The sequence below is a fragment of the Cronobacter sp. HA18006 genome (assembly GCF_011605445.1).
GTDB lineage: Bacteria > Pseudomonadota > Gammaproteobacteria > Enterobacterales > Enterobacteriaceae > Cronobacter > Cronobacter sakazakii.
Window position 1 is genome coordinate 1,254,363 of record NZ_JAANQB010000011.1, and the last position, 15,170, is coordinate 1,269,532.

The window sequence follows — 15,170 nt, forward strand, 5'->3', positions numbered from 1 at the left end:
ATATGGTGAAAATAACGTCCCTGTTATTCATCTATTGATCGCAACAATAACGCCACTTCTGGCGTGGCGCGATTTTTTGTCCTGAGCACAAGTATTCCGGTTTACCGAACCCCGTGCTCACACATTGACCCGATTATTTACCTGAATGTTTCGACATCTGCTCGGCAGACTTCAGGTGTTCCTCAACAACCGGCGTATGCGCGTCGGCCAGCGCCTTCACATCTGCATCCTTAATTTTTTTGGCGTCGCTCTGCAGTTTTGAGAGCACCATTTTGTGGTCTTTAGTACCGGCGTTCTCCATATACTGCTTGTCAAAGGCGTCGCCACTCTCTTTTTCAAGCTTAGCGGCCATGGCCTTGTGCTTCGCGTCGGGCTCGGTCGGCAGCGTCACGCCTTTCTGCTGGGCAACCGCCTGCACTTTGCTGAGGGCAGCGCTATGGTCATCGACCATCTTCTGTGCAAAGGCTTTGACGTCGCTGTTCTGTGCTTTCTCCAGCGCAATCTTCGCGGCAGCGACTTCATTGATGTCGGCCTGCGCCATGTCCTTCAGCGCTTTTTCATCGCCCGCGCTGAGTTTCGCACCCGATGTGGTCTGGCCTGCGGCCTCATTTTGCGTGGTGCTTTTCGGCGTCTCGGCCTGCACGCCTGCGGTGCTGAACATCGCGGCGACTGCTGAGGCAACCAGCAGCCCTTTCAGGGTTTTCGTCTTTTGCATGTTGTTCTCCTGATGACCATAGGTAAGGCGGGTATCGGTTCATTTACCGTACGCCGCCTCAGAGGAAAGTTACGACTACACTGGTCAGTATAGGCTTAACATTCCGGGAGGGTTGCTTAAGTCAGACAAATCAGCAAGAAAACACCGGCGCTTGCGCGTCATAAAACTGCGGTCAGCGGATCGCTGGCCTGCGGTGATAAAAACAAAAAAGCAGGCAGAGAATTTCTGACAGCCTGTCGCTACTTGCCCATATAACTGTGCCTGATCCGGCATAACGCCCGTCTTCTGGTACCGGTGGTCGTCACGCCATACGGCATCCAGACGTCGCGTCGTCCCTGACAGTACGAAAATCAGAGACACGTGTATGGTGTTAATAACATCTGCTCTGTGCCAGGAGCGGACGTATCGGCGGCGCCGTAATAACAGGCTTTGCCTATAGATGTAAGTTTTAACCGCTACCCGGCGCTGGGTCTAAGGCTTGCCTGAGAAACTCATGCTGCGCAAATCATCAATAAGCCCCGGTCCTTTGGGCTGCCAGTCGAGCTGCTGGCGTGTCCATGCACCGCTGGCACGCATATCCATCATTGTGAAAGCGGCGAACCAGCCAAAATGCTCTGCGGCCTGTTCTGATTTCAGCGAAACAGCAGGGATATCCAGGCCTGTCGCCACGGTTTGCGCAATCAGCCATGAGGCAATGCTTTCCTCCGCTACCGCATGATAACGTTTGCCGCGTTCGCCTTGCTCAAGCACTTTTACATACAGCCTGGCCACGTCATCAACGTGTGCCGCACACCAGGCGTTTTTACCTTCGCCAATGTAAGCTGCTGCGCCTTTTTCTCTGGCAAGAGAGATGTAATAGCTGATTAACCCCTGGCGTTCGGTGTTGTGAACCTGAGGCAAACGCACCACGCGCACATCAATCCCTGATTCCAGTAGCTGAGAGCCTTCCAGCTCAGAGGCTACACGTGGGTTAGGATGTGCCGGATTGAAATTCTGCTCCAGAGCGGGCTGGCCGCTGCCGTCATCACCCATCCCGGTGCCGGAGGTGATAAGCAGCGGGCGCTGGCTGCCCTGCAACACAGAGCCAATAGCGCCAATAACCCGGCGATCTTTTTCGCAATTTTCCACAAAACGGGTGAAATCATGATCGAAGGCGGTGTGGATCACTGCATCGCACTGGTCGATGCCTGCAACCCACGACAGGGGATCTTCCAGCGTTCCGCGCTGGGCAGTAACGCCCTTATCGACTAACTGCCGGGCTGCTTCTTCTGAACGCACAAGCCCGGTCACCTGATGGCCGCGTGCAAGAAGGGCTGATACTACACGTGAGCCAATAAAACCCGTCGCACCCGTTACAAAAATACGCATGGTCTTTCTCCTGAGTAATTTACTGCAACAGCGTAAGCACGGATCTTTTACTATTAAAGTAGTGACGTTATCAGTGTATAAACATTAACAGGCTAATTTATGACGCTGCTTTCTGAAAATCCTCTGGGTGATTTTTTAAGAGCCCGCCGTCTGGGACTTGACCCGGCTTCGTTTGGTTTTTTGCCCGGCCGCCGCCGTACGCCGGGCCTGCGCCGCGAAGAGGTGGCTCAGCTCGCGAATATCAGCCCGACCTGGTATACCTGGCTTGAGCAGGGCCGAGGGGGAGCCCCCTCACGCGAGGTGCTGAACCGGATTGCTGCCGGGCTGCGGCTTACATCTCCCGAACGCGATCATCTGTTTATACTTGCCTTTGGCCATCCGCCGGAAAGCCGGGTAAGTCCGTCCGGCAGCATAACTCCACGGTTGCAACGCGTGCTGGAAAGCCTGACGATTCCGGCGATTATCAAAACCGTCATCTGGGATGTAGTGGCATGGAATTACCCGGCGACGGTTGTGCTGAAGGACTACGCGCTGCTGCCGCCCGCGCGGCGAAATATTCTGCGCCTGCTGTTTACCGACCCGGAGGCGCTGGAGATGCAGCACGACCGGGAGGGCGTGGCCCGGCTCATCGTCAATGCCTTTCGGGCGGATGCTGCGCGCCTTGGTGCGTCAGAGGAAATCGCTCGGCTGGTTGAGGAGCTATCCGCTCAAAGCGCTGACTTTGCCCGCCTGTGGCGTAACAACGATGTTGCCGGGCATGGAGAAGGGTTAAAGATGCTACATCACCCGCAAATCGGGACAATTGCGCTGGAGTTTTGCACCTTTTCTGTCGAAGGGAGGCCGGATCTGTCAATGATGCTCTTCAATCCAGCAACCGATGAAAGCAGGATGAAAATAGAGCGTTGGATCACCCAAAACCGTGCCCAGCGTGAAGGCTGAGTCAGACTTTCTTCAGTTTGCCATGATTAAACGTCCGTGCCTCGCTCAAAGCGGATGTTATCTTGCATTGAATGCCCGGAGACCATCACTTTAACCATGCCCGCGCGGTCTGTACATCAGCGAGCCATGTCGTGCAGCAAGGCGAAAGCCTCTCCCGCTTCATCTGCCACGACTGCTGGATGCCCTGCCCCAAAACAGATCGTTCCCCCAGCCCTGCTGGTTGAGTTTGTCCATCAAAGACATTAGCGCCTCGCTGTTCGCGCGAGCGCATTCTCACCAAACAGGTTCAGCTGCGCCACGCCCTGGCTGAAAAAGACACCCAGTATCCCCCGCTTTCTGGTACCGGTGGTCGCCATGCCATACGACTTCTAAAATTCGTGCCGTTCTTGACCGTGCGGGATATTTAAGAGAATTCTATAGTGTTATTACTATCTGCTATATGCCAGAACAGACGCTATGTTAAATTTGCGGTAAGTTAGAAAGCTATCTAACGTAATGCACAAGGAAAGGAGAGTAATTTGAATGGCAATCTTAGTAACAATACAGGCCGAGCTCGTAGTTGGTGAAGCGCAGGTGATAAAGAGCCTGGCTCCTGAGGGGATGCTGGCGGCAGTTTTTGAGGACGATGGTGAGACCGGATATTTCTACGCTCTTGATGAATCTGTCGACGGAAATCCGATTCAGGACGCGTTGCATATCTACAACGCCGAAGATATTTCTGACGGCCACGTTCCTTCTGATGTTAAAATTGGCTGGTCTGAAGATAGTCAAAAGTGCGTGCTACTGATTAACGGATACCCGCATGGAGCTTTTGATTTCGTCGGGAAAAATGGGTACTGCAGAAGTGGTTTTCCTCCACCAATAAACAAAATATGGTCGAAGTCAGGCCATGAGTGGAGCGATGCGGTAGACGATTTTTTTCGATGAGGTTCGGCAGGCCTGGCGCCTGCCATAACAATGTCCGCACATCGGGAGTTAATAGCTTCGCTATTATTTCAATCAGACTGGTGATGAAGGCGTTACTAACATCGTGGTGTGTGAATCAACAGGGAGCAGGTCAAAAGAGAAAGTCATATAGAGATATTTTATATCAATACACGGCAACAGAACTAACGTTCAGGTTCAGCCGATTAACTAAACATCACAGGTAAAAACTCATATCTGAGAATACATGTCCGCCCCGCTTTTACAGCTGTCTTTATGGATGGCAAATTTTCCGGAATGATAGTTCCTGTCAACAGAATTGGTTCCCGGCTGGAATGGTAAAGAGAGTTACAAAGCAGGCGCTGAGCAAAGGAGGCCAGAGAGCGTCCGCGAAAGGCAGGAACGATAACCTCGTCAGAAATTCGATAGCCACGTAAAAAAGCGACGTCTCCTCTTTCGCAAATTATCAGTCCTACACGGATTCCCTCTTCGTAAACAATATGCGCATCACCTTCTGAAATATGATTACTGAGCTCTTCCTCATCGACAGGGCACAGATTGCCTCTTAAGGCTGGGATAGCTAACAACGAATACTGATAGGCATCCATCAGAGCCCGTCGGCACCATTCAAAATCGACGTACTCAGCCAATCTCAGGGTTACTGTGTCATCCGGATATTCTGAAGCACCAGACAGCCAGGATGCATAGATTAATTGGTCTGTTATACCCTGATTTTTTTCGTGGCAGGGCGTGAGAATTCGAATGTACTGTGGCTTTAACTGCTCCCACTCCTGGCAGACAGATTTGAGTACAGAGCAATCTATGTTGGAGTCTGAAGCGACAATATCAATGAAAGGGTTATTGATATCGCCCCCGCGATAACGCGGACCAGTAAGAAACTGATGACCATCAATATTGAGTTTACGCTGTAAAAAATACTCTTGTGGTAAGCCAGTTTCTTTCCATGGAAAACGTGCTGAAAAGGTGGTATCCACACAGTATTTTTCCTGCTCATAAATCCATTTTTCAAGCCAGCTATAAAGGATGTCCTGTGGTATGGGCAGTTGAGCATACTGAGAGAGCATAAATTTTAGCATCATATTCATCTGACATAGCTCCAGGTATCAGGTCAATCTACTAAGATTGCCCTGTTTTCTGCTCAAACAGCAAGTAACTTTCCGAACGGTTTAGTCTACTTCTGGTTAAAGCGACTTGCGAGGCAATAGCCCTGTCAGCTTTGTGCCAGAAGCGGGCGTTGTTAATGGCATAATGTATGAATCCATGGAGAGCCGATCATCTATACTTCTGTTAATCTATACTGGAAATATTGTTATCACTAGATCTTCAACGGAAACGTTAGCTATATATGTTCTAACGCTCCCATTGAGCCAATATGTTTGTTGAGGCGCCCTTGCAGTTTAAAATGACATTAGAGGGTTACTCAGCTAAATACCCGCCATCGATTGGATAAACTCCTCCGGTACAGAACGCTGCATTGTCTGAAAGCAAAAACAATATGAAGTCTGCTATTTCTTGCATTTTTGCCATTCTTTTCATAGGGTGGCTATGTGCGAAACTACGTATAATCTTTTCAGGAAATTCACTCATTCGTGGAGTTTGGACATAGCCCGGAGCTACGGCATTGATTCGAATGCCCTGGCTTGCGAACTCTAATGCTGCGGTTTGGGTCAACCCAATTATGCCATGTTTAGCCACGGTGTAGGGTGCCAGTCCTGGAATGCCAACCAGACCATTTACTGCAGATAAATTAACTATAGAACCACCAAATTTTATCATCTCAGGTATTTCATATTTTAGGCAGTAAAAAACGCCGCTCAATGAGGTGGCAATAACCTTATTCCAGTTTTCAGCTGTCTGCTCTGTTATGTTTTTACCATGCTCACCAGTTAAGCCTGCATTATTTACAGCATAATCAAGCCTGCCGAAATGTCTGATAACCTCATCTATCATTTTCTTTACTTGTTCGGGTTGTGACACATCACATCCGATCCCCAGCGCTTGTTGTCCCTGTGAGGATAATCGTTTTGCTTTTTGGTTAGCCTGCTCTGACGACCGGGATACAATCACGACCTTAGCACCATGTTTGTGTAATTGATCTGCGACTGCCTCACCTATACCTGCAGTACTTCCTGTTATGACAGTAACTTTATTCTGGAAATTCATAACTCCCCCTATGAAGTAGAATTGAGTATTTCACCTGGGAGAGTATACAAATTAGCTGTGACAGTTTTTGTCAGTACTCTTTCTCCTCGCACATCCCTTCTTTTATCCTCCATTTTTTCAATAAAACTGTCCTGCTTTCTTTATACATGGAGTCCAGTTGTACCATCTCTGCAATTTTGTCAGTTCTAAAATGACGAAAATCATTTCTCATCTTACACCATGCAACCAAAAGCCAACATGACTCCATATAAGCCAACCCGATAGGCCATATAACTCGAGAAGAGTAATTATCCTTCTTGTCACAATACTTTATTTTGATTCTCTTTCGCTTTTTTATAGCATTGCGAATGTCTTCAAAAAATATCTCATTATTTTCTGAAGGACCGATCAAATAGGATTGACTTTCAATAAGGACTTTTAATTCATCAGGAATAACAGCATGTATTTTGGCAAGCGCACTCCTTGCTGTATTTTTGAAATCATAATCCGTATTATGAGATACCCAATTTAGCCCAAGTGTAATAGCATTAATTTCTTCATGCGAAAGGTTTAAGGGTGGCAAATGAAAATCAGACTTAACGATATAACCAATTCCAGCCTCACCTTCAATGCGTACCCCTTGATGCTGTAACGTTTTAATATCCCTATAAAGCGAGCGCACGCTTATTCCTAATCTTTCTGAGAGAGTGGATGCAGTGATCGGATATCGTTGCGCCCTGAGTATCTGGAGTAGTTCGAGAAGCCTTTCTGTTCTGGTCATGTTGATAAATCCATCTTTAACCTGCAACAAAATCTTAAAACATCTGTTGGATAAGCATCTTAGTGCAAAGTAGCGTACATGAACTGCCCCATTGATTAATACATCGCTATATTCGTAATACGTCCGTCGGCAGTGATAATGCGCAGAAGATCCACTCTTCGCTCAAAGCGCCCCTATTTTGCATTAATTCCTTATCAGATTACTTTTACAACCAGGGCATGCCCATTTTTATGCCAGGCGCGTTGGCTTCGCGGCTGCGCGCTATCACGCAGCCATCATTATTCGAGAGCGCCACGATGGGCTTACCGGCCAGATCCGGACGGAATGCCGTCTCGCAACTCGTATAGAACGAGTTCATAACAACCAGCGCGAACATTGCGGTGCAGAGTGTGTATTACGCAAATGACAACGCCGACGATGTCGAGGTCGTCGGCGTCATAAACAGCGATAGGCGGGTAAGCCGGGTTCTCGGCGCGCAGCTGCGCCACCGGGTACGTCACCAGCCTTTTAATGGTGAACTCGCCGCCAATACTGGCGACCATGATGTCGTTATGCTTCGCGTGCAGGCTAAAGTCCACCAGCAAAAGCGAGACGCCAGGGATGCCAGATTTTTCAATCTTATCAGCGAGTCAGGCCTGTTAAACCTGCATATTCATAATATCCTGGTACGCCGCAACCAGCTTGTTGCGCACCTGGATGCCCATCTGCAGCGAGATAGACGATTTTTGCAGGTCGACCATCACATCGTTCAGCGCCACGCCCGGCGTGCCGATTGCGAATTTTTCCGCCTGAGTGCGGGCGGCGTTTTGCGTATCGCTGATACGTCCAAGCGCGGCCTGTAACTCTCCGGCGAAACTCACGGAGGGCGGGGTCTCGACAGCATTATTGCGCGCCACCTGCATGGTGGCCTGCATCTGCTGGAGTACCCCTTCAATACCCTGAATAGCCATCTTTTACCCCTGGATGATTTTTCAACGGGGTGCAGAGTAACACTTTGTCAATGGGATAAAGGCTCTAAATAACGATAAAAAACCAACCTATTTGACCCATAGAAAAACGCGCGACAGCCAATAATGACCCTCGCCATCCAAGTGGAACTTTAGTCGTGCTTGCCGACCCGGGAGTCCGTTTTGCTTCATAACACGCATTATTCTGTCAACGCTGAGTCAAGAGGGGCGCAATGACTGCCGCAGCTTCAACTCAAACGCCACAAAATAAAACCGTAGAGTGGCTCAACCGCTTACGCGCAAACCCGAAGATCCCCTTAATGGTGGCCGGGGCCGCCGCGGTGGCTATTATTGTGGCTCTGGTGCTCTGGGCAAAACAGCCGGAGTACCGCGTGCTTTACAGCAATCTGAGCGATCAGGACGGCGGCGCTATCGTCACCCAACTGACTCAGATGAATATTCCTTACAACTTTGCGGATAACGGTGCCTCTATCATGGTGCCTGCCGAGAAGGTGTACGATCTGCGTCTGCGTCTCGCCCAGCAGGGGCTGCCGAAAGGCGGCGCCGTGGGCTTTGAGCTGATGGATCAGGAAAAATTCGGCATCAGCCAGTTCAGCGAGCAGGTTAACTACCAGCGCGCGCTGGAAGGCGAGCTGGCGCGCACCATTGAGACGTTAGGTCCGGTGAAGAATGCGCGTGTTCACCTCGCCATGCCGAAACCCTCTTTATTTGTTCGCGAGCAGAAATCCCCTTCCGCGTCGGTCACCCTGAACCTGCAGCCGGGCCGCGCGCTCGATGATGGCCAGGTCGCCGCCATCGTGCACATGGTGTCCAGCGCCGTTGCGGGCCTGCCGCCGGGCAACGTAACGCTTGTGGATCAAACCGGTCGCCTGCTGACGCAGTCCGGCACCGGCGCTCGTGATCTTAACGACGCGCAGCTTAAATACGCCTCCGATGTTGAAGGCCGTATTCAGCGCCGTATCGAATCTATCCTTGCGCCTATCGTCGGCACCGGCAACGTCCATGCCCAGGTCACCGCGCAGATCGACTTCTCTAATAAAGAACAGACCGAAGAGCAGTACCGTCCGAACAGCGACCCGTCGCAGATGGCTGTCCGCTCTCGTCAGCTGAACACCAACGACCAGGTGGGCGGTGCCTATCCGGGCGGCGTACCGGGCGCGCTCTCTAACCAGCCTGCTCCGGCCAACAGCGCGCCTATCGACGCGCCTGCCGGCCAGAACAATGGCCAGAACGCCAACGGTCAGAATGCGAATGGTCAGAACGCGCAGCGTACCCAGAGCACCAGCACCGCAGGTGCGAGCAGCGGCCCGCACAGCAGCCAGCGTGATGAAACCACGAACTACGAAGTGGATCGCACCATTCGCCACACCAAAATGAACGTGGGCGACGTGCAGCGTCTCTCCGTCGCGGTGGTGGTGAACTACCGTCAGTTGGGCAATGGCAAGCCGCTCGCGCTGACTGCCGAGCAGCTGAAACAGATTGAAGACCTGACCCGCGAAGCGATGGGCTACTCCGACAAGCGCGGCGATACCCTGAACGTCGTTAACTCGCAGTTTACCGCGAGCGATGAATCCGGTGGCGAACTGCCGTTCTGGAAGCAACAAGCATTCATCGATCAGCTTCTGTCCGCAGGCCGTTGGCTGGTGGTGCTGATTGTCGCCTGGCTGCTGTGGCGTAAAGCGGTCCGTCCGCAGCTGCAGCGCCGTGCTGAAGAAGTGAAGCGCGTCCAGGAAATGCAGCAGCAGCGTAAAGAAGTGGAAGAGTCCGTGGAAGTTCGCCTGAGCAAAGACGAACAGACGCAGCAGCGCCGCGCTAACCAGCGCCTGAGCGCCGAAGTAATGAGCCAGCGTATCCGCGAAATGTCAGACAACGATCCGCGCGTGGTCGCGCTGGTCATCCGCCAGTGGATGAGTAACGAGCTATGAGTAACGCTAATTCCAACGCTAATGCCAATGGTCTGTCGGGTACCGATAAAAGCGCCATTCTGCTGATGACCATCGGTGAAGACCGCGCGGCGGAGGTGTTCAAACACCTCTCGCCTCGCGAGGTGCAGCACCTCAGCGCCGCGATGGCGAGCGTGCGTCAGATCTCTAACAAACAGCTGACTGACGTGCTGGCGGAGTTTGAACAGGAAGCGGAACAGTTCGCGGCGCTGAGCATCAACACCAACGACTACCTGCGTTCGGTGCTGGTCAAAGCGCTGGGCGAAGAGCGCGCCTCCAGCCTGCTCGAAGATATTCTCGATTCCAAAGAGACCACTTCGGGTATGGAAACGCTCAACTTTATGGAGCCGCAGAGCGCCGCCGACCTTATTCGCGACGAACACCCGCAGATTATCGCCACCATTCTTGTGCACCTCAAACGTGCCCAGGCGGCGGATATCCTGGCGCTGTTCGACGAGCGTCTGCGTCACGACGTCATGCTGCGTATCGCCACCTTCGGCGGCGTCCAGCCGGCGGCGCTGGCGGAGCTGACCGAAGTGCTGAACAACCTGCTCGACGGCCAGAACCTCAAGCGCAGCAAAATGGGCGGCGTGAGAACAGCGGCGGAAATTATCAACCTGATGAAAACGCAGCAAGAAGAAGCCGTTATTACGGCAGTGCGCGAATTCGACGGCGATCTGGCGCAGAAAATCATCGACGAAATGTTCCTGTTCGAAAACCTGGTGGAAGTCGACGACCGCTCCATCCAGCGCCTGCTGCAGGAAGTGGAGTCCGAATCTCTGCTTATCGCCCTCAAAGGTGCCGAGCAGCCGCTGCGCGAGAAATTCCTGCGCAACATGTCGCAGCGTGCGGCCGATATCCTGCGCGACGACCTGGCCAACCGCGGGCCGGTGCGTCTGTCTCAGGTGGAAAACGAACAGAAAGCTATCCTGCTCATCGTCCGTCGTCTGGCGGAAACCGGCGAGATGGTAATTGGCAGCGGCGAGGATACCTATGTCTAATAAGCTTCCCTGGCAGCGCTGGATGCCGGATGACCTCTCCCCGCCTGTAATGCCGGAATTCACGGCATTCGACGAGACGGTCAGCGGCGAAAGCGAAGAAGTCGACGAAGAGCAGTTACGCCTGCAGCAACAGCAGCAGGCGCTGGTGATGATGCAAACCCAGGCGCATGAGCAAGGCTTTAACGCCGGGCTTGCCGAAGGGCGTCAGCAGGGCTTCGAGCAGGGCCGCCAGGAAGGCCATTCCAAAGGATTCGAACAGGGGCTCGCCGAAGCGCGCGCCCAGCAGGGGCCAATACACGCGCGTATGCAGCAGCTGGTCAGCGAGTTCCAGTACACCCTGGACGCGCTCGACAGCGTCATCGCCTCGCGCCTGATGCAGATGGCGCTGGAAGCCGCGCGCCAGGTGATCGGCCACGTTCAGGTGGATAACAACCACCTGATTAAGCAGATCCAGACGCTGTTGCAGCAGGAGCCGCTGTTCAGCGGCAAACCGCAGCTGCGCGTGCATCCGGACGATTTACAGCGCGTCGAAGAGATGCTCGGCGCGACCTTAAGCCTGCACGGCTGGCGTCTGCGCGGCGACCCGACCCTCCATCCGGGCGGCTGCAAAGTCTCCGCCGATGAAGGCGATCTCGATGCGAGCGTGGCGACGCGCTGGCAGGAACTGTGCCGCCTGGCCGCACCAGGAGTGGTGTAATGACCGCCCGTCTGACCCGCTGGCTCAATACGCTCGATAACTTCGAGACCAAAATGGCGCAACTGCCGTCGGTGCGCCGCTACGGCCGCCTGACCCGCGCCACCGGCCTGGTGCTGGAAGCGACCGGGCTGCAACTGCCGCTCGGCGCGACCTGTATTATCGAACGTCAGGAAGGCACGCAGCTCCAGGAAGTGGAAAGCGAAGTGGTCGGCTTTAACGGCCAGAAACTGTTTTTAATGCCGCTTGAAGAAGTCGAAGGCATTCTGCCGGGCGCGCGCGTCTATGCCCGTTCGGGGGGGGGCGAAGGGTTACAGAGCAGCAAACAGCTGCCGCTCGGCCCGCAACTGCTTGGCCGCGTGCTGGACGGCGCGGGCAAGCCGCTTGATGGTCTGCCCTCCCCTGACACCGAAACCACCGGCGCGCTTATCACCCCGCCGTTTAACCCGCTGCAACGTACCGCCATTGAAGATGTGCTGGACGTGGGCGTGCGCCCGATTAACGCCCTGCTGACCGTCGGTCGCGGCCAGCGTATGGGCCTGTTCGCGGGCTCCGGCGTCGGTAAATCGGTACTGCTCGGCATGATGGCGCGCTACACCCAGGCGGATGTCATCGTGGTGGGGCTTATCGGCGAGCGTGGCCGTGAAGTCAAAGACTTTATCGAGAACATTCTCGGCGCCGAAGGGCGCGCCCGCTCGGTGGTGATTGCCGCCCCGGCGGATGTCTCTCCTTTATTACGTATGCAGGGTGCCGCCTACGCCACCCGCATCGCAGAAGATTTCCGCGACCGCGGTCAGCACGTTCTGCTGATCATGGATTCGCTGACCCGTTACGCGATGGCGCAGCGTGAAATCGCGCTGGCTATCGGCGAGCCGCCTGCGACCAAAGGTTACCCGCCTTCGGTGTTCGCCAAACTGCCCGCGCTGGTCGAGCGCGCCGGTAATGGCATCAGCGGCGGCGGCTCGATTACCGCGTTTTATACCGTACTGACCGAAGGCGACGACCAGCAGGACCCGATCGCCGACTCCGCGCGCGCCATTCTCGACGGCCACATCGTGCTGTCGCGTCGCCTCGCGGAAGCCGGTCACTATCCGGCGATTGATATCGAAGCGTCCATCAGCCGCGTGATGACAGCCATCATCAGCGAAGAGCATTACGCGCGCGTGCGGACCTTCAAACAGCTGCTTTCAAGTTTCCAGCGCAACCGCGACCTGGTGAGCGTTGGGGCTTATGCCAAAGGCAGCGATCCGATGCTGGATCGCGCCATTACGCTGTGGCCGCAACTGGAAGCGTTTCTGCAGCAGGGTATTTACGAACGTTCCGGTGTAGAGGATGCGTTGCAGGCACTGGAACTTATCTTCCCGTCAGTTTGATGAGGTATGAGGGAGGTAGCCATGAAACAAAATGGCGCGCTGAACACGCTTAAAGATATGGCTGAGAAAGAAGTCGACGATGCCGCGTTGCGGCTTGGCGAAATGCGTCGCGGCTGTCAGCAGGCGGAAGAACAGTTGTCGATGCTGATGAATTATCAGCAGGAATATCGCAATAACCTGAATCAGACCATGACCCAGGGGATTGCCAGTAACCGCTGGGTGAATTACCAGCAGTTTATCCAGACGCTGGAGAAAGCGATTGAACAGCATCGCCTCCAGCTTACGCAGTGGAATACCAAAGTCGATCAGGCGCTCTCGTTCTGGAAAGAGAAAAAGCAGCGTCTTCAGGCCTGGCAAACGCTCCAGGACCGGCACGCCAGCGCGGCGCTGCTGGCGGAAAACCGGCTCGATCAAAAAAGAATGGATGAATTTGCCCAGCGGGCATCAATGAGGAAAGGCGAATGATTACGTTGCCCAATGTTGTGCTTACCAGTGACGTCGATGCGACTGGCACCGGTGCCGGGCTGAAAGGCGTCGATGCGAAAGGCGGCGACGCGGCGCAGGATTTTCTGGCGCTGTTAGGCCAGCATTTCTCAGGCAAGCTGCCGTTTGACGACGGTAAAACGCTGTCGCTCGCGCAGTTGCAGGGTGCCGGTAAAGAGACGCTGGCGGGTAAAACGCTGGCTGATGCCACGGCGGGCCAGCAAGGGGTGCAGAACGATCTCGCACGCCTGCTGGATCAACTGACCAACGGCGAGATCACCCCGGCCGATCTGACGCTTGCCGCCGGCGACGCGCAGGCAGTGACGGCGGACGCCGCGAAGCCCGCGCTGAAAACCGCCGGTCTTGACGACGATAAAAAACTCAGCGACGAAGATATGGCCGCGTTAAGCGCCCTCTTCGCGATGCTGCCGCAGACCCAGCAGCCGAACGCGGCGGCTGACGCACCAATGCAAACCCAGGCGCAGGGCGTTGCCGCGCTGAGCGCTAATGGTTTTAGCCCGACGGCAAGCCTGACCCAGACGCTCGGCAACGCCAAAAGCGATGCCAAAACCAGCGCGAAAAGCGATGACGCCGCCACCCCGCTGACGGCCGCCGCTGCGACTGCGCCGGTCACCGGCCAGGCCGCTTCGGATGTTGTCGCGCCGGTCTCGACGGTCGATAAAACCGCCGCGGATGTGAGCAGCACGCAGGTGCCGCATAACCTGAACCTGCACGCGCTGGCCTCCACGACCACGCAAGGCACCCAGAACACCACGCCGGCAATGACGATGCCGACCCCGCAGGTCACCGCGCCGCTCGGCACCCCGGACTGGCAGAACTCGGTGAGCCAGCACATCACGCTGTTTACCCGCAACGGTCAGCAGAGCGCCGAACTGCGCCTGCACCCGGAAGAGCTGGGCGCAGTGCAGATCAGCCTGAAGATTGACGACAATATGGCGCAGGTTCAGATGGTGTCGCCGCACAGTCATGTGCGTGCAGCGCTGGAAGCCGCCCTGCCGACGCTGCGCGCGCAGCTCGCGGAAAACGGCATTCAGCTCGGTCAGAGCAGCATCAGCAGCGAAAACTTTAGCGGTCAGCAGCAGCAAAACAACCCGCAACAGTCTGCCGCATCCCGTTCCGGCGGCGCTTTTAGCCTGAATGGTGAAGAAGAGGCGATTGCCGCTCCGGCAAGCCTTCAGGCAGCCGCTCGCGGCAATGGCGCGGTCGATATCTTTGCCTAACGCCAGAGGTAACGTGATTATTCCCGTTTTTTCCAGGCTTTGACTGCGCGCAGAGACGGGATAATCACTCTATCGCAGTACTGATACAGGAAACCCGAGTCTGATGACTGACAGCGCAATCACCAAAGGTAAAGGCCGTAAACGCTCCATCTGGATCCCGTTACTGGTCATTATAACTCTCGCTGCCTGTGCGACGGCAGGTTACAGCTACTGGCGTATGCAGCAGCATGGCACCACCGCGGCTAAAGCGGCGCCAGAACCGCCGCCAGCGCCGGTCTTTTTCGCACTGGACACCTTCACCGTGAACCTGGGTGATGCCGACCGTGTGTTATATGTCGGCATTACGCTGCGTCTGAAGGACGAGGCGACCCGCCAGCGTCTTAGCGACTATCTGCCGGAAGTGCGCAGCCGTCTGCTGCTGCTCTTCTCCCGTCAGGATGCCTCACAGCTCGCGACCGATGAAGGCAAACAGAAGCTGGTGGAAGCGATTAAACAGACGCTTTCCGCGCCGCTGGTGGCAGGACAACCGAAGCAGGTAGTGACTGACGTCCTCTACACTGCCTTTATTCTGCGGTAA

17 protein-coding genes and 1 pseudogene are annotated in these 15,170 nt (G+C 54.6%); 9 read left to right on the forward strand and 9 right to left on the reverse strand.

Going from position 1 to position 15,170, the window contains the following annotated elements; translation table 11 throughout:
- Positions 1-133: 133 nt before the first annotated feature.
- Positions 134-715: a DUF4142 domain-containing protein gene (locus G9X48_RS07710; RefSeq protein WP_007868919.1), complete on the reverse strand. Its 582-nt coding sequence runs from the start codon at positions 713-715 to the stop codon at positions 134-136.
- A 471-nt stretch (positions 716-1,186) separates the two neighbouring features.
- Positions 1,187-2,083 carry an SDR family oxidoreductase gene (locus tag G9X48_RS07715; protein ID WP_007868922.1) on the reverse strand — a complete coding sequence of 299 codons (897 nt, stop codon included), beginning with the start codon at positions 2,081-2,083 and terminating at the stop codon, positions 1,187-1,189.
- Between the two features lie 99 nt (positions 2,084-2,182).
- Here G9X48_RS07715 and G9X48_RS07720 point away from each other — a divergent pair, with 99 nt between their 5' ends.
- On the forward strand, positions 2,183-3,022 hold the full coding sequence (locus tag G9X48_RS07720) for a helix-turn-helix transcriptional regulator (RefSeq protein WP_007868925.1): 840 nt from the start codon (positions 2,183-2,185) through the stop codon (positions 3,020-3,022).
- An 85-nt stretch (positions 3,023-3,107) separates the two neighbouring features.
- Here the strand turns inward: G9X48_RS07720 and G9X48_RS21640 are convergent, their stop codons facing one another.
- Complete coding sequence (locus G9X48_RS21640) at positions 3,108-3,293, reverse strand: DUF4113 domain-containing protein (protein WP_306460295.1); 186 nt, start codon at positions 3,291-3,293, stop codon at positions 3,108-3,110.
- Positions 3,294-3,544: 251 nt separating this feature from the next.
- Here G9X48_RS21640 and G9X48_RS07730 point away from each other — a divergent pair, with 251 nt between their 5' ends.
- Positions 3,545-3,949 carry a DUF2251 domain-containing protein gene (locus G9X48_RS07730; RefSeq protein ID WP_004386784.1) on the forward strand — a complete coding sequence of 135 codons (405 nt, stop codon included), beginning with the start codon at positions 3,545-3,547 and terminating at the stop codon, positions 3,947-3,949.
- 203 nt (positions 3,950-4,152) lie between these two features.
- On the opposite strand, the gene G9X48_RS07735 is transcribed toward G9X48_RS07730, so the two are convergent.
- From G9X48_RS07735 to fliE, 6 genes and pseudogenes are all read right to left on the reverse strand, one after another.
- Positions 4,153-5,052 carry a hypothetical protein gene (locus G9X48_RS07735; RefSeq protein WP_007868931.1) on the reverse strand — a complete coding sequence of 300 codons (900 nt, stop codon included), beginning with the start codon at positions 5,050-5,052 and terminating at the stop codon, positions 4,153-4,155.
- Between the two features lie 331 nt (positions 5,053-5,383).
- Positions 5,384-6,130 (reverse strand): SDR family NAD(P)-dependent oxidoreductase, encoded by a 747-nt coding sequence (locus G9X48_RS07740; RefSeq protein WP_038880128.1) that lies wholly within the window; start codon positions 6,128-6,130, stop codon positions 5,384-5,386.
- Between the two features lie 70 nt (positions 6,131-6,200).
- Positions 6,201-6,890 (reverse strand): YafY family protein, encoded by a 690-nt coding sequence (locus G9X48_RS07745; RefSeq protein ID WP_038880125.1) that lies wholly within the window; start codon positions 6,888-6,890, stop codon positions 6,201-6,203.
- A gap of 211 nt (positions 6,891-7,101) precedes the next feature.
- A pseudogene (locus tag G9X48_RS07750) lies at positions 7,102-7,266 on the reverse strand (DNA polymerase V subunit UmuC); the annotation flags it as partial.
- The gene (locus G9X48_RS07755) at positions 7,193-7,507 is read right to left on the reverse strand and encodes a S24 family peptidase (RefSeq protein ID WP_312579982.1); all 315 of its coding nucleotides are present in this window, start codon (positions 7,505-7,507) and stop codon (positions 7,193-7,195) included. The pseudogene G9X48_RS07750 and the gene G9X48_RS07755, both read right to left, overlap by 74 nt.
- A gap of 21 nt (positions 7,508-7,528) precedes the next feature.
- Positions 7,529-7,840: a flagellar hook-basal body complex protein FliE gene (fliE, locus tag G9X48_RS07760; RefSeq protein ID WP_004384862.1), complete on the reverse strand. Its 312-nt coding sequence runs from the start codon at positions 7,838-7,840 to the stop codon at positions 7,529-7,531.
- Between the two features lie 230 nt (positions 7,841-8,070).
- Between fliE and fliF the strand changes: the two genes are divergently transcribed.
- The 7 genes from fliF (at position 8,071) to fliL (ending at position 15,170) form a co-directional block, all read left to right on the forward strand.
- On the forward strand, positions 8,071-9,783 hold the full coding sequence (gene fliF, locus G9X48_RS07765) for a flagellar basal-body MS-ring/collar protein FliF (RefSeq protein WP_029039567.1): 1,713 nt from the start codon (positions 8,071-8,073) through the stop codon (positions 9,781-9,783).
- Complete coding sequence (fliG, locus tag G9X48_RS07770) at positions 9,780-10,802, forward strand: flagellar motor switch protein FliG (protein ID WP_004384858.1); 1,023 nt, start codon at positions 9,780-9,782, stop codon at positions 10,800-10,802. Before fliF ends, fliG begins: the two co-directional genes overlap by 4 nt.
- Positions 10,795-11,499 carry a flagellar assembly protein FliH gene (fliH, locus tag G9X48_RS07775; RefSeq protein ID WP_004384855.1) on the forward strand — a complete coding sequence of 235 codons (705 nt, stop codon included), beginning with the start codon at positions 10,795-10,797 and terminating at the stop codon, positions 11,497-11,499. Before fliG ends, fliH begins: the two co-directional genes overlap by 8 nt.
- On the forward strand, positions 11,499-12,869 hold the full coding sequence (gene fliI / locus G9X48_RS07780) for a flagellar protein export ATPase FliI (protein WP_012124387.1): 1,371 nt from the start codon (positions 11,499-11,501) through the stop codon (positions 12,867-12,869). Before fliH ends, fliI begins: the two co-directional genes overlap by 1 nt.
- A 21-nt stretch (positions 12,870-12,890) precedes the next feature.
- Complete coding sequence (fliJ, locus tag G9X48_RS07785) at positions 12,891-13,334, forward strand: flagellar export protein FliJ (RefSeq protein WP_004388146.1); 444 nt, start codon at positions 12,891-12,893, stop codon at positions 13,332-13,334.
- Complete coding sequence (gene fliK, locus G9X48_RS07790) at positions 13,331-14,593, forward strand: flagellar hook length control protein FliK (RefSeq protein WP_054625874.1); 1,263 nt, start codon at positions 13,331-13,333, stop codon at positions 14,591-14,593. The genes fliJ and fliK overlap by 4 nt, the downstream gene beginning before the upstream one ends.
- A gap of 103 nt (positions 14,594-14,696) precedes the next feature.
- Positions 14,697-15,170 carry a flagellar basal body-associated protein FliL gene (fliL, locus tag G9X48_RS07795; protein ID WP_004388144.1) on the forward strand — a complete coding sequence of 158 codons (474 nt, stop codon included), beginning with the start codon at positions 14,697-14,699 and terminating at the stop codon, positions 15,168-15,170.